The organism is Flavobacterium niveum, from assembly GCF_055231775.1.
In genome coordinates, this window is sequence record NZ_JBUYSX010000002.1 from 60,004 (window position 1) to 81,816 (window position 21,813).

Sequence of the window (21,813 nt, forward strand, 5' to 3'; positions counted from 1 at the left end):
TCGTACTTCCGGGAATTTTAAATTTTTCTCATTTATAGTAAATAATAAGTGTATTATTTACATTTGTGAAATTAGTAAAATATTTTAATTATGATAACGTTTTCGGAAAAAATATTTTAAAAATTTAATATAAAACATTATAAATAAGAAACTCCCGCTGATTGCGGGAGTTTCAGTATATGGTAAGTAAAATATAATTACTCTTTGCTTTCTACTTTTGCCCAGGTATCACGAAGACCAACAGTCTTGTTGAAAACCAGTTTTTCGGCATTGGTATCGGTATCTACACAGAAGTAACCAAGGCGCTGGAACTGGTACCTCTCCCCTGCTTCAGCACTCTTAAGTGAAGGCTCTAAATAGCCTGTAATCACGCTAAGCGCATTAGGATTGATGTATTCTTTAAAGTCAACATCTTTATCTCCATCCGGGTTTTCATGTGTGAAAAGTCGGTCGTAAATACGCACTTCGGCCTTAATAGCATGTGGTACAGATACCCAATGGATGGTACCTTTTATCTTACGAAGGCTGGCTTCACTACCACTACCACTCCTACTGTCAGTATCATACGTAGCATGGATTTCGGTAATATTACCATCGGCATCCTTAACTACACTTTCGCCTTTAATGATATACGCATTCTTTAAACGAACTTCTTTACCAAGTGTAAGACGGAAGTATTTACTGTTAGCATTTTCCATAAAGTCTTCACGCTCTATGTACAGCTCACGGCTGAACGGTACCTCACGGTTGCCCGCAGCTTCGTCTTCAGGGTTGTTCTCTGCTTCCAGCCATTCTTCCTGGCCCTCAGGGTAATTGGTAATAACCAGCTTCACAGGATCCAACACAGCCATAACACGCGGAGCAGTTTTGTTAAGTTCCTCACGCACACAGAATTCAAGTACGCTAACATCTACCAGGTTGGTACGCTTGGCAATACCTATGGTATCGGCAAAGTTAACAATAGCCTGAGGCGGATAACCCCTGCGGCGCATACCACTAATGGTGCTCATACGCGGGTCATCCCATCCGGTAACATACTTTTCCTGAACAAGTTGTAGCAGCTTACGCTTACTTACAACGGTATGGCTAAGGTTACGGCGGGCAAATTCACGTTGTTTAGGGCGTGTTTCGCTATCGCTATATATCTGGTCAAGGAACCAATCATAAAGTTCCCTGTGCATCATAAATTCAAGTGTACAAAGCGAGTGAGAAACCGCTTCAATATAGTCGCTTTCGCCATGAGCCCAGTCGTACATAGGGTATACGCACCATTTGTCACCACTACGGTGGTGGTGTTTGTGCAGTATGCGGTACATAATAGGGTCGCGCATCAGCATGTTGCTGCTGGCCATGTCTATCTTGGCACGAAGCACGTGTGTACCTTCCTCAAATTCACCATTTTTCATGGCTTCAAACAGGCTAAGATTTTCTTCTACGCTGCGGTTACGGTACGGGCTTTCGGTACCCGGCTGGCTTGGCGTGCCTTTTTGTTTTGCCATGTCCTCAGAGCTTTGGCTGTCTACATAAGCCTTACCGTTTTTAATAAAGGTAACAGCCCAGTCATACAGCTCCTGGAAATAATCAGACGCATAGCGCTCCTCTGCCCATTTAAAGCCCAGCCACTCTACATCGCGCTTTATGGCATCTACATACTCCTGTTCTTCCTTGGCAGGGTTTGTATCGTCAAAACGCAGGTTTACAGGGGCATTGTACTTAAGGCCAAGCCCAAAGTTAAGGCATATAGAACTGGCGTGGCCCACATGCAGGTAACCGTTAGGCTCCGGCGGGAAACGGAAACGTAATTTGTCTTTAGGAAAACCATTGGCAAGATCTTCCTCTATGATCTGTTCGATAAAGTTAAGCGAACGCTCTTCGGTTGACATATATTTTTAATTATAAGACTGCAAATGTAGTTAAATTAGTCTTTAAAGTCGTAAAGTCTAAAGTCATAAAGTCAGTGAAATACCATCATACTATCATTAGAGGACTTTAAAAACTTTATGACTTTAGACTTTACGACTTATTTGTACCTTTATGACCTTAAAACTTTAGACTTTAGGACTAAAATGGGTATTATAAAACTACAAAACATACGCACTTTTTCGTACCACGGCTGCCTGGAAGAAGAGGCTAAAATAGGCAGCGACTATCGCGTAGACCTTGAAATTAAGGCAGATTTACGCAAGAGTATGGTTACCGATGAACTGGCCGATACGGTGGACTACGTACAACTAAACCGTATAGTGGTGGAAGAAATGGCTATACGCAGCAAACTGCTGGAACATGTAGCACAGCGTATAGTAAAACGCATCTTTGCCGAACTGCCACAAGTGAGCCGCATACTGGTCGCCGTAAGTAAAATAAACCCACCTATTGGCGGCGATGTAGAAGCCGTGACCATACAGGTGGAGGAGTTCAGGGCTTAGAACTTTGGATTATTAGATTTTTGGATGGTTAGATTGTATTGAAAGATTTAATAATTAAAAAATTTAAAGATTAAATTCACTTTAATTCAGTTACTTATAACTTTAATATGTACAAAATCCATTGAAATGTGGTAAAATTTAAAAATTTATGTACATTTGCCAACCAAAATAATGGCATCTTGGCCGAGCGGCTAGGCACAGGTCTGCAAAACCTGCTACAGCGGTTCGAATCCGCTAGATGCCTCCACAGTGGTAAAAAGCTCTCAGAAATGAGGGCTTTTTTGTTTTCTGTATTTCATTTGGATGTACCTTTTCTTAAATGCTTTCTTTTTTAGAAAGAAAACCTGATAAAAGTAATTGGAATTAATTAAATCTGTAGGAGCTATTTGGTATCATTTATTCTTTTCCGAATAACCGAATTAACAAATAACCGAATTACCTATTTAGCGTTTTCTATAGTATTGATGGTCTTCTTCATTTCAGATGGAAACCAGCCCTGAAACAACAGCGCAAGGCCAAATATCATCAGTATGATGCTTATCCCCTGCTTTATCTTCATGATGTTTTTAGTAGTAAGCTTGCTGCGTAGTTGTTTGGCAAGTGTTATTTTACCCAGGTCTATGGCAAAATAAGCCAATATTACCGCCACAAAAAATATGAATATCCTTGACGGTACCATATCCAGTTTTGGCCCCCAGGTGATGATAATAGCCAGCCAGAAGCCCAATACCCCAATGTTTATAAAATTAAGCAGGAAACCCTTTATAAACAGGCTCAGGTAGTCTTTCCGGATAATGTCTTTACTGGCCTCGTCTACCAATTCGTTTCGTGAAGTTTTTTTAAGCTTCATTAGTGAAATGATGCCGTAAGTAAACATAACGAGCCCGCCGAATATGAATAAGGCAGGCTCGTCTTTTATTTTTTCAAGCAGTTTATAGCTGCTGAAATACGCTATAAGTATAAAAACTATATCAGATGAAATAGCACCAAGGTCAAAGGCTATGGCGGCCTTAAAGCCTTTTAGTACACTGGTTTCCAGCAGTACAAAAAATACTGCCCCCGGCATTATGCTTAAAAAGAAACCCAGTGGAATAGCGCTAAGAATGTCCTGTATCATCAAGTCGGTTTAATGATGCAAGATACATTTTTTAATCTTAACTAAAAAAAGTGGTGCTTTTTGTGATTTTATGCAAAATATCAGCGTATCACCACTATTTCGGCGTCACTGCTTTTTACCTCGTTTACCTTTTTAGGGTTACCATATATTTTCAGTGAACCGTCAGATGAAACAGTAGCATTTACAATACCCTTAACAGTGATTTCTGCTGCTGCATCAGACGACATTACTATCGAGGTATTTTCGGTTACAAGTTTCTCAGCATTCAGTTGTGCATCAGATGCGTAGGTAGCCGTGTGTTCATTAGCCTTACCGGTCAGGGTTATTGTAGCATCAGAGTTGGCAGCGGTGCTAAGCTTTTTTACATCTACTTTCAGTTCCACCTCTGCATCAGAAGCAGCCGTAATGTCAAGTGAAGTAACTTTTATTTCGTCTTTACAGTAAATTTTAGCATCAGAAGCTGCTGTAATATTTTCCAGCGCACCGGTATAGTACACTGTTATTTTAGCATCTTCCCCGCCTTTTATAGCAAGTTCATTGCCTTCATTTTCAATTTCCGGTTCTTCTTCACCACCTTTTTCAACTACCAGTTTATTCTGGTTCGATTTTACAAGGGTAACGTGTACATCAGAGCCTACTGTAAGGCTTTTAAATTCTTTAAGTTGTGTAGTTTTTTGTGCTGCTACCAGGTTAAACGCGGCAAGTGCAGCCAGTACTAAAGTTGTTTTCATACAGATTATTTTTTAGTTTTTTGATCAGTTCACTTTCAACTAAAGACTGTACTAATTTACAAACTGTTACACTTTTATGTAAAAAAAATTTCCCTGTAAAGAAAGTACTCTACAGGGAAATATATCTGTCATTAAAAATTACCTAAAGTATATTGATGCTGCCACCTGCCCTGGTTTTTTGGCTTACCTGTTTAGGGTTTCCGTAGATTTTAATATCTCCACCGGCAAGTGTTTTTGCATCTACAAAATCTGTAGCACTTATTGTAGCCTCGCCACCCGCACTTACAGATACCGTTGTTTGGGCGGTGTCAAGCTCTTTAGCTTTTAATATGCCACCTGTACCCATAGAGGCATCGTGGTTTTTAGCCGAGCCTGTAACATTAAGAATACCACCCGAACTGGCTTTGGTTTTTAGTTTATCTACTTTAATTTTTATGTTTATCTGTGCGCCTTCTTTAGCATTAAGTTCCATGGCTATTGGGCTAAAAGTATCTGCAGAACCTATAATTGCACCTTCGCTGGCCTCTACCTTGTCTATGGTACCGGTATAATATACCGTAGCTTCAATATCTTCACCGCTAAACATTTTCGAAACTTTCATACGTATTTTAAGCTCACCGTTTTTATTGATGACTTCCACATCACCGGCTTGTTTACCCTTGATGTCTATCTTATTTTCGTCAGACTTCATAAGGGTAATACTTATCCTGTCGAATGCACGTACTGCGGTAAAATCACCCAGCTTTTGCGTTACCTGTGCTGCCACTAACTGGCTGATGCCCAAAAGGGCAATTAAAATCAGTTTTTTCATATACTTAGATTTTTTGATTGTTGCTATTTTACTTACAAAGTAACATTAACTACAAAGACAGTGCCGTTAAATATTTGTTACAGTTTACAGTAAAAATTTATAAAATATTTTTTACTAAATACTTTACAACTAATAAGATACAGTAAAATACTTTTTAACGATACTTAAAAGCAGCCCACCGTACTAAACCGCCCACCCGTCTTTATAATTACTTCACATTGTTTATTTAAGATAGTTTTACCCACAGACTTAAAACATTTTATATGAATACAATTTTTTTAGGCCAACTGTATCTTATAGACAGCAGCGATGAACGTGCAGGGGTATTCAAAGAAAAGCTTAAAGATATTAACAATGCTATTTTTTTTAACCACTTCCGTTCTGTGAACGAAGCATTTAACCTGGCACTTTCTAACGACATAATAGCTCCGGAACTTATTTACGTACACATTTCTATGGCAAATTTTGAAGCAAAGGAAGTATTGAAAAAACTTAAGATGCTTTCAAAGACCGAAGATGCTAAGGTTATTGTATACGGGCATGAGATACCTGATGCCGTTATGGCAGCTTCTTCCGAATATAAATTCAGGGTTATTAAAACTAATCCTTACGAAGAAATGCATTATTGCGAACTGTTTAATACCAGCCCGATAGGCTATGACAATAAACTATTGTGTTCGCAACAATGCAAATGCTGTTAATATACCGGCTTATCCGTTCTTCCTCAGGAAAGTAAAGTCGAGTTGTTTTTTAACCAAATCGGCATTTTTTACTTTTACATATACTTCATCGCCCAGCTGTAGCAAGTTGTGTGTAACCTCCCCTACCAGAGCATATTGCTTGTCATCAAAGGTGTAATAGTCATCTTTTATCTCCCTGATGCGGCACATGCCTTCGCATTTATTAGAAACAATTTCCACATAAATACCCCATTCGGTAACACCCGAAATCACACCCAGGAATTCCTGGTCTTTGTGGTCCAGCATGTACTTTACCTGCATGTATTTAATACTGTCGCGTTCGGCATTGGCAGCTAGGTTTTCCATGTTGCTGGAATGTACACACTGTTCTTCATATTTCTCAGCATCGGCAGATTTTCCTCCATCAAGGTAATGCTGTAATAGCCTGTGTGCCATAACATCGGGGTACCTCCTGATAGGCGATGTAAAATGCGAATAGTAATCAAATGCCAAACCATAGTGGCCTATGTTCTGGGTACTGTACTTGGCTTTGCTCATGCTTCGTATGGCAAGGGTATCTACCAGGTTCTGCTCTTTTTTGCCCTGTACTTCAGTAAGCAGGTTGTTCAGCGATTTAGAAATATCGCCTTTTGTCTTAAAGTTGATTTTATAACCAAACTTAGCAATCACCGTTTGAAGGTTGATCAGCTTATCCTCATCCGGCTCATCGTGTATACGATATACGAAGGTTTTTTCAGGTTTTTGTTTGCCAATGAACTCAGCCACCTTACGGTTTGCCAGCAGCATAAACTCCTCTATCAGGTGGTTAGCATCTTTGGCTATTTTAAAATATACGCCCGTAGGTTCCGCATTTTCATCCAGGTGGAACTTCACTTCTACTTTATCAAACGAAATGGCACCGTTTGCCATGCGCTTACGACGCAATATTTTGGCCAGCTCGTCGAGTTTTAGCGTTGCAAGCTGTATATCCTCACTAACGGTGTAATCGTCGCCTGTGAGCGAAATTTCGGCCGGAATCGTGGCACCTTTTGTCTCTATGATGTGCTGCGCTTCTTCGTAAGCAAAACGCTGGTCACTATAAATAACAGTGCGCCCAAACCACTGGTTAACCACCTCTGCCCTTTCGTTCAGTTCAAAAATGGCTGAGAATGTGTACTTTTCCTCATGCGGACGTAGCGAACAGGCAAAGTTACTCAGTACCTCAGGCAACATGGGTACAACCCTGTCTACCAGGTATACCGATGTGGCACGTTTGTACGCTTCTTCATCAAGTATGGTACCTTCCTGTAAATAGTGCGATACGTCGGCAATGTGGATGCCTATTTCATAATTACCGTTTGGCAACTTCTGGAACGACAATGCATCATCAAAATCCTTGGCATCCTTAGGGTCTATGGTAAAGGTAAGTACCTGCCTCATATCCCTTCGGCGGGCTATTTCTTCGGGGTGAATCTCTGTATCAAGCTTTTGTGCAAACACCTCTACATCTACCGGGAAATCATACGGTAACCCGTATTCGGCAAGTATGGCATGAATTTCAGTATTGTGTTCCCCAGGTTTACCCAGCACACGAAGCACTTCGCCAAACGGGCTGTCTGCCTTGGCCGGCCAGTCATCCAGCTTTACCAGTACAACATCGCCGTTTTGTGCATCGCCTATTTTTCCTTTAGGGATAAAAATATCGGTATACATCTTAGGGTTGGCCGTGCTTACAAACGCAAAGTTTTTCTGAATGTCTATAACACCTACAAACTCTGTTTTGGCACGTTCCAGTATCTCCACAACCTCACCTTCAGGCCTGCGCCCTTTACGGCGGTTGTATATATAAACCTTTACCTTGTCTTTATCCAGGGCTTTGTTCAGGTTATTGGTCGGGATAAATACATCATCTTCCAACTCAGGCGATACAAAGTAGGCCGTTTTGCGGCTGGTCATGTCTATGGTACCTTCTACATAGTCGGCTTTGCTTACCACACGGTACTTGCCGCGTTCCAGTTCCTCTATGTTTTCCTGGGCAGCCAATAGCTTCAGTTCTTTTATAATCTGGTTACGGCTGTTCGTATCGTTCAGCTCCAAGGCTGCTGCTATCTGCTTATAGTTAAACGATTTATTAGGGTCTTTGGCAAGTATTTTGTATATCTTTCTCGAAAAGTCCTTTTCCTTTTTGGCAGTTGGTTTGCCGTTCTTCTTACTCATAATTCATTCTAAATATGCGTGAAATTTACGAATAACTATCAGAATTATAAGACACCTTAAAGAAATAATAACGTTTTAATGGTTAACTTTATACCGGAACAGGCTAATAATAACCTATTTATGAAACAATTTGTTACCGCCGCCGTATTTACCTACCCACATGAAATAACCATTCTAAGGCTATTACTACAGGATGCAGGGCTACAGTTTTACTTTGAAAACGAAACCACACTCACCGTTATTCCCATATACACACATGCACTGGGAGGCATAAAGCTTAAAGTACACCGTAACGACCTGGACACCGTAAACGAGATACTCGAAGACTTTAACCATAACAACCATCTTAAAATTGTTTAGCCAAAAACAGCCAACAGTTTTCAACATATATTAAAAAACAAAAAAGAAATTTTTTAAAAATCTTTCTTTATGATTATTATTATTGCTTGTTGAAATGTGGAATAACTTTTTCGGCCCGGGCTTGTTTATGGAGTTATACAATTTTATACAAATGTTTCAACAATGTTAACACAATGTAAATTTTTTAAAATGAGGTGTTTTCGTTTTTTTCGTAAAAGGTTATCAACATTGGTTAACTCTAAGTTTAGATATGTTTTTATGGATAACTTCACTGGTTAATATCTGTTAATAACTGTGTAATTTATATTGAAAACTCCACAACAAAATTTAAAGAAATTCACTTGCATATTTCGTTTGCGTTTGGCTTATAAAAATTTCAATACGGCGGCAAAAAATCTTTAATTTTTCGCTTAACAGTTATTAACAAAAGCCGTTAAAAATTATGTCCTTTGTTTTCAATGGTTTATTAAAGTTATAAACATCGTTGGTTTTTAACAGTTTTTTTAATATACTAATACGTACACACATAAGGCGCTAAAAACGAATATTTTACCCTTTCTCAGTACGCAAACCATAATTTGTGGTACCTTTGCATCAGTAAAACTCACAGCTATATTTATATGAAAATTTCTATTGGTAACGACCACGCAGGTCCGGAATATAAGAAAGCCATTGTAGCCCACCTTGAGGCTAAAGGATATGAAGTTATTAACCACGGTACCGATACTACCGACAGCGTAGACTATGCCGACTTTATACACCCGGTGGCAAATGATGTAGAGAATGGCGTGGTAGAATTTGGTATCATCATCTGCGGAAGCGGTAACGGCGCTGCCATGACTGCCAACAAGCACCAGAAAATTCGCGCTGCACTGTGCTGGACTAAGGAAATAACCGAACTGGCCCGCCAGCATAACGATGCTAACATACTTAGTATACCGGCACGTTTTACCAGCAAGGAGCAGGCTATAGGTATGGTAGATACTTTCCTTAATACTGCTTTTGAAGGTGGCCGCCACAAAACCCGCATCGATAAAATGCCTTGTATGTAATACAGTCATTGACGGAATTAATGTAAATTCCGTCACTTCACTGACTCAATTAATGTAAATTCCGTCAACACGTTGACGGAATTTACATTTTTAGGGATTTAGTGTTTTTCATAATATCGAATGAAAATCCCTTATTTTACAGTAGTTTGGCACAAATGCCGTAAACATGCCGTACCAAAACCGTTACAACAGGCATGCCTGCCACGGTAATTTTGCTGCATAATCTTAAAACAAAAAATCATGGTTACTATTGGTAAAAAAATTGCGGAAATAAGGAAGCAAAAAGGGCTTACCCAGGAAGAGGTTTCAGAACGTGCTGGTATAAACCTGCGTACGCTGCAACGGATAGAAAAAGACGAAACCGAACCACGCGGTAATTCACTGCAGGGTATCTGTACAGCGCTGGGTGTGCCGGTAGAGAATATAGTAGACTATGGTAAAATTGAAGACAAAAGTTACTTGGTGTATATGCACCTGTCGGTACTGGCCGGGGTAGTGATACCTTTTGGTAATATCATACTGCCACTAATTTTGTGGCTTAACAAACGCGACCGCATTTCACTGGTACAGCAACAGGGCAGCAACATCCTAAACTTCCAGATACTGTGGACGGTGCTTACCAACGTCTTTTTTATTACATACGTCTTTTTTAAAATATTGGAAGGAGGGGACAGTTTTATATGGTTTGCCTACGCAGCTATAGCATTGTACCTGTTAAATTTCATTTACCCAATAGCAGTAGCAATACAAATAAGCAAAGGAAAAATACGTACGTATTATCCGGAGCCGGTGCGTGTTGTAAAATAAAAATTCCCGCCACGGCGGGAATCAGTCTATTTTTTAAAGACCAGCTCGGCCTTGTTTATTTTTAAGGATGGGTTATCTACAGCTGTAAAAATCGCTTCAAAAGTATATTTACCGTCTTCTTTAACAGTAAACTCGTGGTTTTTGGCATTAAAGCTGGTTTTTGTTTCGCCGTTTACAGTGCTGGAAAATTCGTTAAGGGTTATGTTTCTTTCAAACGGGTCTATTTCCAATTCATCATAAGGCAGTTTTTCCTTAAAGATCTTTACCCTGAAACGCGTTTGTATTTCACCGGAATACTCTAAATCCATATCCGACCATATACTGATTTCGTCGCCCTTTTTTAAATCGAGGGTCAGTTCTTTTACAAACAGGTGTTGTTCATCGGTACTTAATTTATTTATGGGCAAACGGCCTATTTCTTCGCCGGTTAAGCCGCAAGAAACAAAAAGTAAAGAAACTAAAAATAGGGCTATAATTTTTTTCATTGGATTGGTATTAAGTACCACAAATATAGTTTTTTGTAAATAAAAATCCCGCCATAGGCGGGAACATATTTTAGTAACAGCCGGTCGGTTTCCGGGTTATTTGATAATATTAGCCTTCAGCTTGCTTAAAATTACCTTGTAACTTTCCTCAAGTAACTCGCCGGATCTGCCGTTTATTACTGTATTATTAGTTCCCTCTGGCTTATCATAAGTAGTAACGTAGTGGGAGTAGAAGAACGTACCTTTTTTAAGGTCGTAAATTTCTATAACCAGTTGCGCTGCATTGCTGCCTCGGTAACCTGCAATGCCGGTAAGGGTACGGTCTTCGGCCAGGATAAAGCCCCTGATGTTTATAAGGTAGTCATAGTTTTTATTAGTGCCTTGGTACAATTCCTGTATCTGTTTTTCATCCAGCCGCAACGGAATGGGTTGCGGTAGTATAATGCCCGGTGTTTTAGACGTTTCATACAGGCGGTCGCCAAAAATGCCTTTAAGGCTACCTTGTATTGTACCGTATATACCATCATGAAAACGGTTTGGTACATCAATTTCATGCAGCAGCCATTTCCCTTGTTTTGCATCTACATCAGGTATCAGCAGGCTGTCCTCGGCAAACCCGTAAAAAGAGTAATCAGGCTCCATAGGGTCTTTTGTTGTACCGCACGATGCCAACAGTAGTATGGAAAGTAAGGAGGCTATGATGAGGTTGGTTTTCATTTGTGGCTGGTTTTGTGGAGATAAAAGTAATGAAAGTGGTTTAAATAATAAATCACGCTGGTGGGCGTGACGGGTATAGTTAATACTTTTCAAGCCACTCTTCCGCTTCTTTTTTCACTAAGGATTCAATATTATCAAGCGTTGCGCCATCATAATAATAATTGTCATCTCCGTAGTCAAGATCGTCCCATGCGTAGTATAAGAGATAAAAAGGATTTAACCCGTAGCCATGGTCGTATTGATTGCATAAATTATAGAGTTCCCTTAAGCTTTTCCTTAAAGAATTATCTATTACTATTTCCATAATATAATAACGAATCACTGCAAGTATGGCTTCTTCACCATCAATTTCTTTAAGGTTCAGGTCATTTAGTGCAACGTTGATATAAGGACGTATTTCAAGGGCATCAATGGGTTCGGCAAACGAAGCCAGCATAAATACACTGGGCATTTCATTACCGTCCTTCATTAAAGACAATGCCCATACTACTGCGAGGTTATGGTTAAACGTATCTAAACTGTTATGCGCCTGTATAAGATTTGTTAGGAAAGGATTGTTTTGCTCAGACAAGTAAGAATTAATTTTTTCTTTATGGATATGGGTTTGTATAAGATTTGTAGGGTTGTTTCTTTCCTTTTCCGGTAGCTGTTTTACAGGTTTACTCTTAGCACCAAAAAGCTTTTTAAAGAAATTCATTTTAGTTGGTTTTGCGAAGATAAAAATAGTGAAAGTAGTGAAAATAAAAAATCACGCTGGCTGGTGTGATTAGTTGAATTTATATGTTTTTGTTTGTAGTCACATTAATATCAAACCCATAAATAAAATAGTTTAATTTTCCTTCAGAACTTTCTAATCCAACAATATCCATGAGTTCCTCAAAATAGAAACCTACTTGTTCCCTGTCCTCGGTATCAATATAAATATCAGAAAAACGTGCAAGACCCTTATCAAGGGCTTCTAGGTATGCCTTTGTTGTGGACTCAGTACTAACTGAAACAGCAGCAAAATCATCCGCAGCCAAATTTATTCGTTCGGTCAGTTGTCTTCTGGTTTTTCTACTCGCCCCACCTGGATAATATGATTCCATATCCTCATTGAATTTATCTTTGTTTTTGAATTGTTCAAAAGGATTATCGTTATCAATAATATCAGAATGTTTCTTTCCTGAAAAAATGTTTCCTATAGTTGATAATATACGTTTAAATATCATTTTAGTCAGATGGTTGATTTATCGACCAAAATACAAAAATCCCTACCTCAAAAAAAATATATAAACTGCAAAAGTTTGTTCATATTTGCATTCCTTATTACAATCAAAAAATGACAAACATACAATACATAGCCGGGCTGGTAAGCGCCCCGGTTAAAGGCATTGAGGCCGTGCTGCAACTCCTTTCAGAAGACTGTACCATACCCTTTATATCACGTTACCGCAAGGACATGACCGGTAACCTCGATGAGGTGATTATAGAAAACATAGCCAAATACAGCCAGGCGTACGATGCCATTGTAAAGCGTAAGGACGCCATTATAAAAAGTATACAGGAGCAAAATGCCCTGTCGCCGGAACTGGGTGCAAAGATTAACCAGAGTTTCGACCTAACCGAGCTGGAAGACTTGTACCTGCCTTACAAAAAGAAGAAGAAAACCCGCGCCGATGCTGCCCGAGAAAAAGGACTGGAACCATTGGCAAAAATCATCATGGCGCAGAATGCCGATGATATGGAATACCTGGCTGCCAAGTACCTGAACGATAAGGTAGCCGATGAAAACGAGGCACTGCAAGGCGCACGAGACATCATAGCCGAGTGGATAAACGAAAATGTGTACATCCGTAAAAACCTGCGCCGTGTTTTCGGCCGCAAAGCGGCCATCACCACCAAGATAGCCAAGGGCGCCGACCCTGAAAAAGCCAAAAAATTTGAACAATACCTGGACTGGAGTGAGAACCTTACCAAGGCACCGTCGCACCGCCTGCTGGCCATGCTGCGCGCGGAAAATGAAGGAGTAATCAAGTTCAGCGTAGACATAGACGATAGGGAAGAGGCGATTGGTTTCATGGAGCAAACCATCATTAAAAACAAACGAGAAACGGCAACCCAACTTAAAAAAGCTATTGACGACAGTTATAAACGTTTGTTGGCTCCCGCTATTAGTAATGAGGTTCTGGCGGAAGCCAAGGCCAAGGCCGATGCCACTGCTATACAGGTTTTTGCCGGTAACTTAGGCCAGCTGCTACTTGCCCCACCGTTGGGCCAGAAACGTATCCTTGCCATAGACCCCGGTTACCGTAGCGGGTGTAAAATAGTGTGCCTGGACGAGCAGGGCGACCTGTTGTATAACGAAACCATATTTCCGCACGCGCCGCAAAACGAAACGGCCATTGCCATGAAAAAAATCCGCTCTATGGTTAACGCGTATAAGATTGATGCGATTTCTATAGGTAACGGTACCGCCAGCCGTGAAACAGAGCATTTCATAAAGAAAATAGCATGGGATAAACCGGTACAGGTGTTTGTGGTAAGTGAGGCAGGAGCTTCAGTGTACTCAGCTTCTAAAATTGCCCGTGATGAATTCCCGAAATATGATGTTACGGTTAGGGGAGCCGTATCTATAGGCCGCCGCCTGAGCGACCCGCTTGCCGAGCTGGTTAAAATAGAACCTAAAGCCATTGGCGTAGGCCAGTACCAGCATGATGTGGACCAAAGCCTTCTTAAAAACGAACTGGACACCGTGGTAATGCGTTGCGTAAACTCGGTAGGGGTAAACCTCAATACGGCGAGTAAGTCGCTCCTGGGCTACGTGAGTGGCATAGGGGAGAAGCTTGCCGAGAATATTGTGAACTACCGCAGCGAAAACGGGCCATTTGAAGACCGTAAGCAACTGAAAAAAGTGGCCAGGCTGGGGGAGAAGGCCTACCAGCAGGCAGCAGCGTTTGTCCGTATACCGAATGCAAAGAACCCGCTTGATAACAGTGCGGTGCATCCGGAAGCGTATACTATTGTTGAAAAAATGGCTAAGGACCTGAAACTGAAAACCGCCGACCTTGTGAGCAATAAGGAAGCGATTAAGAAGATAAACATCGATGCGTATGTGACTCCTGAAATCGGGAAGCTTACGCTTCAGGATATATTAAAAGAGCTGGAAAAACCGGGGCTTGACCCGCGTAAGTCCGCTAAGGTGTTTGAATTTGACCCGAATGTAAAATCCATGGCCGACCTGCGTACCGGTATGGTGTTGCCGGGTATTGTAAACAACATAACCAACTTCGGTTGCTTTGTAGACATAGGTATAAAGGAAAGTGGGTTGGTACATATCTCCCAACTGAAAGAAGGTTTTGTAAGCGATGTAAATGAAGTGGTAAAGCTGCACCAGCATGTTACCGTGAAAGTTACAGAGATTGATGAAAGCAGGAAACGCGTGGCACTTACAATGATCCTTTAAGGGTTATACGGTTATTTGGTAATGCGGTTATTCGTTCTTGGTGGATGCGTTGATTTGTTTATTCGTTAATTTGGGCCCACACTCAAAATTGTGATTTTTACATCTGCCACGCCCGTCATTACGAGGAGGTACGACGAAGTAATCTCATTAAATAAAAAATATTTCCATACCAAAACCTCAGTATTTACTGAGGTTTTGTCATTTACACGCATTTCCTCCAAAAAAATATTTACCCTTTTTTGTAAATACATTGTAATAAAATGTATATTTGTCCTATGTATAGTAAAGAACTCACCAAAGGAACCCTGCAACCCATCATTTTAAAGCTGCTCAGCGACAGCGAAAAGATGTATGGCTACGAGATTACCCAAAAGGTAAAAGAACTCACCAAGGGCAAGATAGACATCTCTGAAGGCGCCCTGTACCCCATACTCCATAAGCTGGAGGCTGAGGGTGTACTGGAAACCGAAAAGGTGTACATAGGCAAGCGTGTACGCAAGTACTACAGTGTAACGGGCAGTGGCAAAAAAGAAGCCGAAACCGTAAGCAATGAAATCAATGATTTTATAAAAACGCTATCTGTTATTTTCAACCAAAAACAACCGGCCCATGATACTGTCTGAAACACAAATAGAATACATAGCGGCAAACCTGCAACACTATGGCGTACACGAAACGGAGCTTAAAGAAGACCTGCTGGATCATATTTGCACCCATATAGAAGAAGGGAATGGCGCCGATTTTGAACAGGCTTATCGCGATGCCCTGCAAAAATTTGGTGGGCAGTACGGCATTTTTGCGTTACAGCAACATACATTTTACCTGGTGTCGTTGCAACGGTCGCAGTTCAGGCGTAAGGTGCTGTATATTTCCGGATTTATAGCCGCGTTCCTTATCAGTTCGGGGTCTATGTTTAAGTTTATGCACTGGCCGGGTGCCAGCATTCAGCTGCTGTTGGGTTTCCTGGTGCTGAATTTTGTATTCCTGCAGGTGTTTTTCTACAACCGCTACAAAAGCGAAAACCACACGTATTCATCAATCTCTTAATATCATCATCATGAAACGAACAGTTAATTTGTTGGGCTTCCTGGCCAGCTTTATGCTAAGTACAGGCTTTGTGTTTAAAATTATGCACTGGCCTACCGCAAGCATCCTGATGCTTATAGGTTTTGCCCTGCTTAATTTTGGTTTCCTGCCTACTTTTTTCTACCAGAAGTACAAGGAAAGCAAGTAAGGTTAAGGCTCCCGCTAACGGCGGGAGTTTTTTGTTTATAACAAGAATAATATTCCTAAATATGCTGTAGGAATATTATTCACCACTAACCATTATATTTACCTGTTTCTTTAAATCTTATCCCGCGAAGTATATATAATGTATTTATAAATGAAATGGTAAGCGAAGCCAATAAACACAATACCGCAATTTTTTCCATAGTCCTGTTTGATATGTGTTGAAAAGGGATTGCATAGCAAATCAATAAGTACGTAGTAAAAAGTACCGGGCTCATAATACTAAAACTTTTATAATTCATAGGAGGTAAGTTTTTACAACATAAAATTATGTTAATAAAAATTTGTGGTAAAACGATTTCGGATTTATTTTAGTGTTATATTGTGCTTATTGTTAACCAATTAAATATTTTAAAATTATGGCAGGAACTCTTATACTCCTTTTAGTTTTAGTCTTTGGATTTGTATTCCTTTTGATTGCCGCCCAATGGAAAATTTACACAAAAGCAGGTAAACCGGGTTGGGCTTGTTTAGTACCTATTTACAGCACGCTTGTGTTGCTGGAAATTATCAAAAAACCGGGCATATGGTTACTATGGCTTATCATACCGGGTGTAAACATCATATTTGCCATATGGGCTACAAACCTTTTGTCTAAAGCATTTGGTAAGTCAGAAGGCTTTACAATAGGGCTGCTTATGTTACCATATATTTTCTATCCTATCCTTGCTTTCGACAAAAGCATACAGTACGTTTACGGAAACAATGGAGACGATATTAACGAAATCGGCACGGTAGACCCGGCGGTTTAGTATACCCTAAATAACATAAAAACCCTCTCTTAAATATTTATAAGAGAGGGTTTTTTATATGGTCTACTGTTGTATTACAGTTTATTTTCGTCCTGTGCCTGTGCTTTTTTAGGCGCAGATGTATGGTCTTCTTCCTTAGCGGCATTTTTAAATTCTTTGATGCCGGTGCCAAGCCCTTTCATTAGTTCAGGTATTTTTTTACCGCCGAATAATAGTACTACTACCACTATTATCAATAACCACTCGGTTACACCAAATTTTCCCATGATTCTAAAATAAAATTAATTATCAGACAAAGTTAACTATAAAATATATTCGTTCACCTATTTACGGCAATTATTTGCTTTTGGTTTGCGTTAAATAAGAAAATTTTAGGAAAGCTATAATTTTTAGCCATCCGTTTCTTTCAGCGGCAAACGCTAAAGTAAGGCAGACTTAGTATATTTGTGAATTAAACCGTAATTATGTCGGCAAAAAGGCTCAGGAAGCAAATAATAAGGAAAAAGCTGTTTACAAAAAACCGCCTGGTAATACTGAACGAAGATACCTTTGAAGAAATCTTTTCGCTCAGGCTAAACCTTATGAACGTATTTGTGGGGCTTACCACGGTAAGCATCGTCATGATAGCGCTTACTACATACATAATCGCTTTTACACCTCTTCGTGAATACATACCCGGCTATGCCAGTACCAAGCTGAAACGTCAGGCTACCGAGAACGCTATAAAATCAGACTCGCTTATAAAAGTGCTGGAGGAGGAAAAAGCCTATCTGGCTTCCATAAAAAAAGTGCTTACCGGAGACCTGGAACATAGCAAGCTGAGCCGCGACAGCATAGTACCGGCAGAGCAACAGGAGCTTGACCCTGAAAAAATGAAACCAAACGAAGCCGACCAGAAGCTACGTGAACAGGTAACCCAGGAAGACAAATACAACCTGTTTGAAAAAGCTACCCCGCGTGTAAACCAGGTATTGTTTGCACCAGTGCGTGGCAGTATAACGGTACCGTATAATGCCGCCAAAAAACACCTTTCGGTAGAGATAGCGGTGGCAAACAATACCCCGGTAAAAAGCATAGCGGCAGGTACGGTAGTACTGGCCGACTGGACGCCGACTAACGGAAACGTACTGGTGGTGCGCCATAACGACGGTATATTATCGGTATTTAAGCGCCTGGCGGTGCTGAACAAAGAGCAGGGTGATGTGGTAAAAAGCGGTGAAGTTTTGGCACAAGCCGGCTTCGACGGTAAGTCGGGTACAGCTGAGGTACATTTTGAGCTGTGGAAAGACGGTTACCCGATTAACCCAACCCAATTTATACATTTTGAGTAATGGATTTATTTCTGGCTAATACGGCATTGGTATGTGGGGTGGTATTCCTCATTGCGGCGGGCATTATGAAAAAGTGGCCGCCTAAAGAAATAAACAGTCTTTATGGTTATCGTACAGTTGCTTCTATGAGGTCGCAGCCGCGATGGGATTTTGCGCAGGCGTATTCTGCAAAGCAAATGATGTGGTGGGCAATAGTAATGATTGTAAGTGGGCTTGTATTGGCACTGCTTCCAGTAGATATAGGATTTATAACCGTTTGTGGGTTATTTATCATGTTGATTTGCACTATATGTATGATATTCAATACTGAGAGGGCTATCAAGAAACGATTTAAAGATTAAAATTCCATAGAATGTCATTAAAAACATTTGGAGCCAAAATATTTGCAGGCATAGTCCATAACCAAACCCAAAAGTGGGCTACAAATCCTGTAGCCACACAGGAAAAGGTGTTTAGGGAACTGCTTGCTAAAGCAAAAGAAACGGAGTTTGGTAAAGACCATGGTTTTGACAGTATAACTTCGTATCCCGACTATGCTGCCAAAGTACCCGTACGCGATTATGAAGGGCTTAAGCATTATGTAGAAAAGGTTGTCCACGGTGATGCTGATATCCTTTGGCCGGGGAAGCCGCTGTATTTTGCAAAGACATCGGGTACTACGAGTGGTGCCAAGTACATTCCGCTGACTAAGGAAAGCATGCCGTATCATATTCAAGCAGCACGCAATGCGATACTAAGCTATGTGCACGAAACGGGTAATGCCGATTTTGTAGACGGCAAAATGATTTTCCTGCAAGGCAGCCCTGAGTTGGATGAAAAACATGGCGTGAAGTTTGGCCGGCTTAGTGGCATAGTAGCGCACTATGTACCTGCATACCTGCAAAAGAACCGTATGCCGAGTTGGGAAACCAATATCATAGACGACTGGGAAACCAAGGTAGATGCCATTGTAGGTGAAACCATAAACGAGGACATGACCGTAATATCGGGTATACCCAGCTGGGTGCAGATGTATTTTGAAAAGCTGCACCAAAAGGGAAGGAAACCCGTGGGCGATATCTTCAAGAACTTTAACCTGTTCATTTATGGCGGGGTAAATTATGAACCATATCGTGCCAAGTTTGAAAAGCTTATTGGCCGTAAGGTAGACAGCATTGAGCTGTTCCCTGCCTCTGAAGGGTTTTTTGCCTACCAGGACAGCCAGGCAGAAAAGGGGATGCTGCTTTTGCTTAACTCCGGTATTTTCTACGAATTTATAAAGGCAGAAGAGTTTTTTACCGAAAACCCACGCCGTTATACCATAGGAGAGGTGGAGCTTGGCGTAAACTATGTGCTTATTATTTCTACCAATGCCGGGCTTTGGGCCTACAACATAGGCGATACCGTAGCGTTTACATCACTTGCACCATATAGGGTAGTGGTTACCGGCAGGGTTAAACACTATATCTCGGCGTTTGGCGAGCACGTAATAGGCAAGGAGGTAGAAACCGCACTGGAGCAGGCTATGGAAGGTACCGAGGTGCGCATTAATGAGTTTACCGTTGCCCCACAGATAACGCCCGAAAGTGGCCTTCCGTACCACGAATGGCTGATAGAGTTTGAAAACGAGCCTCAGGATATGGATGCCTTTGCCCTGAAAATAGATGCCGCCATGCGTAAGCAGAATGTGTACTATGACGACCTGATTGTGGGCAATGTGCTACGTACGGTTGTGATTACAAGGGTGCAGCAAAATGGTTTCCAGGAATACATGAAAAGCATAGGCAAGCTGGGCGGACAAAACAAGCTACCGCGCCTAAGCAACGACCGGAAGATTGCCGATTTTTTTAAGAAATCTTAGCGTTAACCGCAAGTTAAACACACTAAAAATTAAAAAACCTACATTTGCGATAAAATATACACTATGCAGGGAATAAAAAACATTACACGTTCGCGTGCGCAGGAGTCTTCTGCTGCCATAGAACGCCTGTACATAACCATACGCCACCTGTTTAACCGCGGCTTCTATAAGCCTATGGGTGTTAGTGGCGAAACCTTGCGTGAAGCATTATTACAGCTTCGCCCCGAAATATATGGTTCCATAGCTGAAGAAAAAGCAGAGCTTAATGGCCTGTTGTATGTTATAGAACGCCTTCCGGTGGGTATAGAGCAATGCCGCTTTGTAAACCTTACCAGCGACGAAGGCTATGGCAAAAGCCATTTTAAGGCCATAGTACCGCCTAAGCGTAAGCGCAACTGCTACCGTATAGACGATGAGCAGATGAACGTGGAAATTACCCGAGGGCGCAGCGATATTTACGATATCCTTACGCACCTTACTTTTATATACATTGAGGCAGAAAAAATAAAAAATCGAGTACTTATAGACGATAACGGCGAGATTACCCGCGACTGGGTAAAGCTGGAGGAGACTATAAAGCATGACGAACCCCTTACGCTGGAGGAGCGCGAAACGGCCATAAGCCACGTAAGTAACGTACTGGGCCGTACCTTTGCAGAGATTACCGATATCTATGCCGGCTTTGCCACCAAGGCCGACCCGGACAGGTTTTTAAGGGTAATCTATTGGCTGGGTAAGCTGGCCATAGAAGAATCTATGGGTGGGCACAAACGTACCATAACTTTTTCACCCATGTTGCGCGAAAGGCTGGGCCACCACATACACGGCGAAATCTGGGCCGACAATATTAAGGCCGTACTGAAGCAAAACGGCCTGCTGGAACGCCCTATACACATTATAAGCGCTAACATGCACAGCGTAATGAACTCGGTATTTGCGCCGCCATTGCTTAAAAGTAAGTATAAGGACAAGGACGACTTCTTTATATACGAAGAGCTGAGCCGTTCTGATAACGGAGCCCAGCGTGATAAGGTGCAGGAAGCCGCCCTGAAAAACGGTATGATATACATGCCCGATACTTCGGGAACCAACATAGATGTACAGATATTCGACACTGCTAAAATAGACTTCAGTAAAACGGCATTCCCTAAGGCGGATATTGCAGAACATCAGCCGGTAATTGTGGTAATGGACTACGCTTTTGGCGAGCAGGCCTATGAAACCATAGACGAATTGCTGAAGCCATACAAGGAAAACGACCATAAAACGTTACTAAATGTGGAATCAGTTTCCATAATGGGTAAGGCCGGTATCCTGGAAGGAGGCAAGGGTGATATTATGATACCTTCGGCACACATAAACGAGGGCACGGGTGATAACTATCCGTTTTATAATGAGCTTACTGCCGAAATGTTTGAAGGGCAGGGCATACCGGTATACAGCGGGCCTATGGTAAGCGTATTGGGTACATCGCTCCAGAACAAAGACCTGCTGAAGTTTTTTAACCAAAGTACCTGGGGTGTTATAGGCCTGGAAATGGAAGGGGCTTATTACCAAAAGGCGATACAGAGTGCTAGCAAAATACGCAAGAGCATAAACCCTGATGTTAAGGTACGCTATGCTTATTATGCCTCAGATAACCCGCTTGAAACCGGCAGTACGCTGGCCAGTGGAGGCCTTGGTACTACGGGAGTAAAGCCTACCTACCTGATTACCATAAAAATACTTGAACAAATTTTTAATATCCAATAA

At 41.2% G+C, this 21,813-nt stretch carries 24 protein-coding genes and 1 tRNA gene; 15 read left to right on the top strand and 10 right to left on the bottom strand.

The features are described from left to right. Positions 1-197: 197 nt before the first annotated feature. On the bottom strand, positions 198-1,883 hold the full coding sequence (locus ACZIX4_RS05605; protein WP_463334630.1) for a glutamine--tRNA ligase/YqeY domain fusion protein: 1,686 nt from the start codon (positions 1,881-1,883) through the stop codon (positions 198-200). A 183-nt stretch (positions 1,884-2,066) separates the two neighbouring features. Between ACZIX4_RS05605 and folB the strand changes: the two genes are divergently transcribed. Next, the gene (gene folB / locus ACZIX4_RS05610) at positions 2,067-2,426 is read left to right on the top strand and encodes a dihydroneopterin aldolase (RefSeq protein WP_463335183.1); all 360 of its coding nucleotides are present in this window, start codon (positions 2,067-2,069) and stop codon (positions 2,424-2,426) included. A 173-nt stretch (positions 2,427-2,599) separates the two neighbouring features. Next, positions 2,600-2,673: transfer RNA gene (locus ACZIX4_RS05615), tRNA-Cys, on the top strand. A 192-nt stretch (positions 2,674-2,865) separates the two neighbouring features. On the opposite strand, the gene ACZIX4_RS05620 is transcribed toward ACZIX4_RS05615, so the two are convergent. The 3 genes from ACZIX4_RS05620 to ACZIX4_RS05630 form a co-directional block, all read right to left on the bottom strand. Next, positions 2,866-3,543 carry a LysE family translocator gene (locus tag ACZIX4_RS05620; RefSeq protein ID WP_463334631.1) on the bottom strand — a complete coding sequence of 226 codons (678 nt, stop codon included), beginning with the start codon at positions 3,541-3,543 and terminating at the stop codon, positions 2,866-2,868. Positions 3,544-3,623: 80 nt separating this feature from the next. Next, complete coding sequence (locus ACZIX4_RS05625; protein ID WP_463334632.1) at positions 3,624-4,274, bottom strand: GIN domain-containing protein; 651 nt, start codon at positions 4,272-4,274, stop codon at positions 3,624-3,626. A gap of 142 nt (positions 4,275-4,416) precedes the next feature. After that, positions 4,417-5,085: a head GIN domain-containing protein gene (locus tag ACZIX4_RS05630; protein WP_463334633.1), complete on the bottom strand. Its 669-nt coding sequence runs from the start codon at positions 5,083-5,085 to the stop codon at positions 4,417-4,419. A gap of 263 nt (positions 5,086-5,348) precedes the next feature. Between ACZIX4_RS05630 and ACZIX4_RS05635 the strand changes: the two genes are divergently transcribed. Then, positions 5,349-5,786: a hypothetical protein gene (locus ACZIX4_RS05635; RefSeq protein WP_463334634.1), complete on the top strand. Its 438-nt coding sequence runs from the start codon at positions 5,349-5,351 to the stop codon at positions 5,784-5,786. 9 nt (positions 5,787-5,795) lie between these two features. Here ACZIX4_RS05635 and rnr read toward each other — a convergent pair whose 3' ends face one another. Beyond that, positions 5,796-7,982 (bottom strand): ribonuclease R, encoded by a 2,187-nt coding sequence (gene rnr, locus ACZIX4_RS05640; RefSeq protein WP_463334635.1) that lies wholly within the window; start codon positions 7,980-7,982, stop codon positions 5,796-5,798. A 120-nt stretch (positions 7,983-8,102) separates the two neighbouring features. Between rnr and ACZIX4_RS05645 the strand changes: the two genes are divergently transcribed. The 3 genes from ACZIX4_RS05645 to ACZIX4_RS05655 all read left to right on the top strand — a co-directional run bounded on the left by ACZIX4_RS05645 (position 8,103) and on the right by ACZIX4_RS05655 (position 10,201). Beyond that, on the top strand, positions 8,103-8,342 hold the full coding sequence (locus ACZIX4_RS05645; RefSeq protein WP_463334636.1) for a DUF2007 domain-containing protein: 240 nt from the start codon (positions 8,103-8,105) through the stop codon (positions 8,340-8,342). 620 nt (positions 8,343-8,962) lie between these two features. After that, positions 8,963-9,394, top strand: a complete 432-nt coding sequence (rpiB, locus tag ACZIX4_RS05650) for a ribose 5-phosphate isomerase B (RefSeq protein WP_463334637.1) — start codon at positions 8,963-8,965, stop codon at positions 9,392-9,394. Positions 9,395-9,634: 240 nt separating this feature from the next. Further along, positions 9,635-10,201 carry a magnetosome magnetite crystal formation protein family gene (locus tag ACZIX4_RS05655; protein WP_463334638.1) on the top strand — a complete coding sequence of 189 codons (567 nt, stop codon included), beginning with the start codon at positions 9,635-9,637 and terminating at the stop codon, positions 10,199-10,201. Between the two features lie 26 nt (positions 10,202-10,227). Here ACZIX4_RS05655 and ACZIX4_RS05660 read toward each other — a convergent pair whose 3' ends face one another. The 4 genes from ACZIX4_RS05660 to ACZIX4_RS05675 form a co-directional block, all read right to left on the bottom strand. Next, positions 10,228-10,686, bottom strand: coding sequence for a hypothetical protein (locus ACZIX4_RS05660; RefSeq protein ID WP_463334639.1), 459 nt, complete (start codon positions 10,684-10,686; stop codon positions 10,228-10,230). A 96-nt stretch (positions 10,687-10,782) separates the two neighbouring features. After that, positions 10,783-11,403 (bottom strand): hypothetical protein, encoded by a 621-nt coding sequence (locus ACZIX4_RS05665; RefSeq protein ID WP_463334640.1) that lies wholly within the window; start codon positions 11,401-11,403, stop codon positions 10,783-10,785. 79 nt (positions 11,404-11,482) lie between these two features. Beyond that, positions 11,483-12,100, bottom strand: a complete 618-nt coding sequence (locus ACZIX4_RS05670) for a hypothetical protein (protein ID WP_463334641.1) — start codon at positions 12,098-12,100, stop codon at positions 11,483-11,485. A gap of 79 nt (positions 12,101-12,179) precedes the next feature. Next, positions 12,180-12,614, bottom strand: a complete 435-nt coding sequence (locus ACZIX4_RS05675; protein WP_463334642.1) for a DUF4844 domain-containing protein — start codon at positions 12,612-12,614, stop codon at positions 12,180-12,182. A 110-nt stretch (positions 12,615-12,724) separates the two neighbouring features. Between ACZIX4_RS05675 and ACZIX4_RS05680 the strand changes: the two genes are divergently transcribed. The 5 genes from ACZIX4_RS05680 to ACZIX4_RS05700 all read left to right on the top strand — a co-directional run bounded on the left by ACZIX4_RS05680 (position 12,725) and on the right by ACZIX4_RS05700 (position 16,890). Beyond that, entirely contained in the window at positions 12,725-14,848 is a 2,124-nt protein-coding gene (locus tag ACZIX4_RS05680; protein WP_463334643.1) for a Tex family protein, read from the top strand. A gap of 275 nt (positions 14,849-15,123) precedes the next feature. Continuing rightward, complete coding sequence (locus tag ACZIX4_RS05685; RefSeq protein ID WP_463334644.1) at positions 15,124-15,471, top strand: PadR family transcriptional regulator; 348 nt, start codon at positions 15,124-15,126, stop codon at positions 15,469-15,471. Further along, positions 15,458-15,895 (top strand): GldL-related protein, encoded by a 438-nt coding sequence (locus tag ACZIX4_RS05690; protein ID WP_463334645.1) that lies wholly within the window; start codon positions 15,458-15,460, stop codon positions 15,893-15,895. Before ACZIX4_RS05685 ends, ACZIX4_RS05690 begins: the two co-directional genes overlap by 14 nt. A gap of 10 nt (positions 15,896-15,905) precedes the next feature. Further along, positions 15,906-16,082 carry a hypothetical protein gene (locus ACZIX4_RS05695; RefSeq protein ID WP_463334646.1) on the top strand — a complete coding sequence of 59 codons (177 nt, stop codon included), beginning with the start codon at positions 15,906-15,908 and terminating at the stop codon, positions 16,080-16,082. A 415-nt stretch (positions 16,083-16,497) separates the two neighbouring features. After that, positions 16,498-16,890 carry a DUF5684 domain-containing protein gene (locus tag ACZIX4_RS05700; protein WP_463334647.1) on the top strand — a complete coding sequence of 131 codons (393 nt, stop codon included), beginning with the start codon at positions 16,498-16,500 and terminating at the stop codon, positions 16,888-16,890. A 74-nt stretch (positions 16,891-16,964) separates the two neighbouring features. On the opposite strand, the gene ACZIX4_RS05705 is transcribed toward ACZIX4_RS05700, so the two are convergent. After that, complete coding sequence (locus ACZIX4_RS05705; protein WP_463334648.1) at positions 16,965-17,156, bottom strand: twin-arginine translocase TatA/TatE family subunit; 192 nt, start codon at positions 17,154-17,156, stop codon at positions 16,965-16,967. A 198-nt stretch (positions 17,157-17,354) separates the two neighbouring features. Between ACZIX4_RS05705 and ACZIX4_RS05710 the strand changes: the two genes are divergently transcribed. The 4 genes from ACZIX4_RS05710 (at position 17,355) to ACZIX4_RS05725 (ending at position 21,813) form a co-directional block, all read left to right on the top strand. Next, positions 17,355-18,221, top strand: a complete 867-nt coding sequence (locus ACZIX4_RS05710) for a murein hydrolase activator EnvC family protein (RefSeq protein WP_463334649.1) — start codon at positions 17,355-17,357, stop codon at positions 18,219-18,221. After that, positions 18,221-18,562, top strand: coding sequence for an SdpI family protein (locus ACZIX4_RS05715; protein ID WP_463334650.1), 342 nt, complete (start codon positions 18,221-18,223; stop codon positions 18,560-18,562). Before ACZIX4_RS05710 ends, ACZIX4_RS05715 begins: the two co-directional genes overlap by 1 nt. 11 nt (positions 18,563-18,573) lie before the next feature. Beyond that, entirely contained in the window at positions 18,574-20,061 is a 1,488-nt protein-coding gene (locus ACZIX4_RS05720) for a GH3 auxin-responsive promoter family protein (protein ID WP_463334651.1), read from the top strand. Between the two features lie 63 nt (positions 20,062-20,124). Beyond that, positions 20,125-21,813, top strand: a complete 1,689-nt coding sequence (locus tag ACZIX4_RS05725; RefSeq protein ID WP_463334652.1) for a DUF6909 family protein — start codon at positions 20,125-20,127, stop codon at positions 21,811-21,813.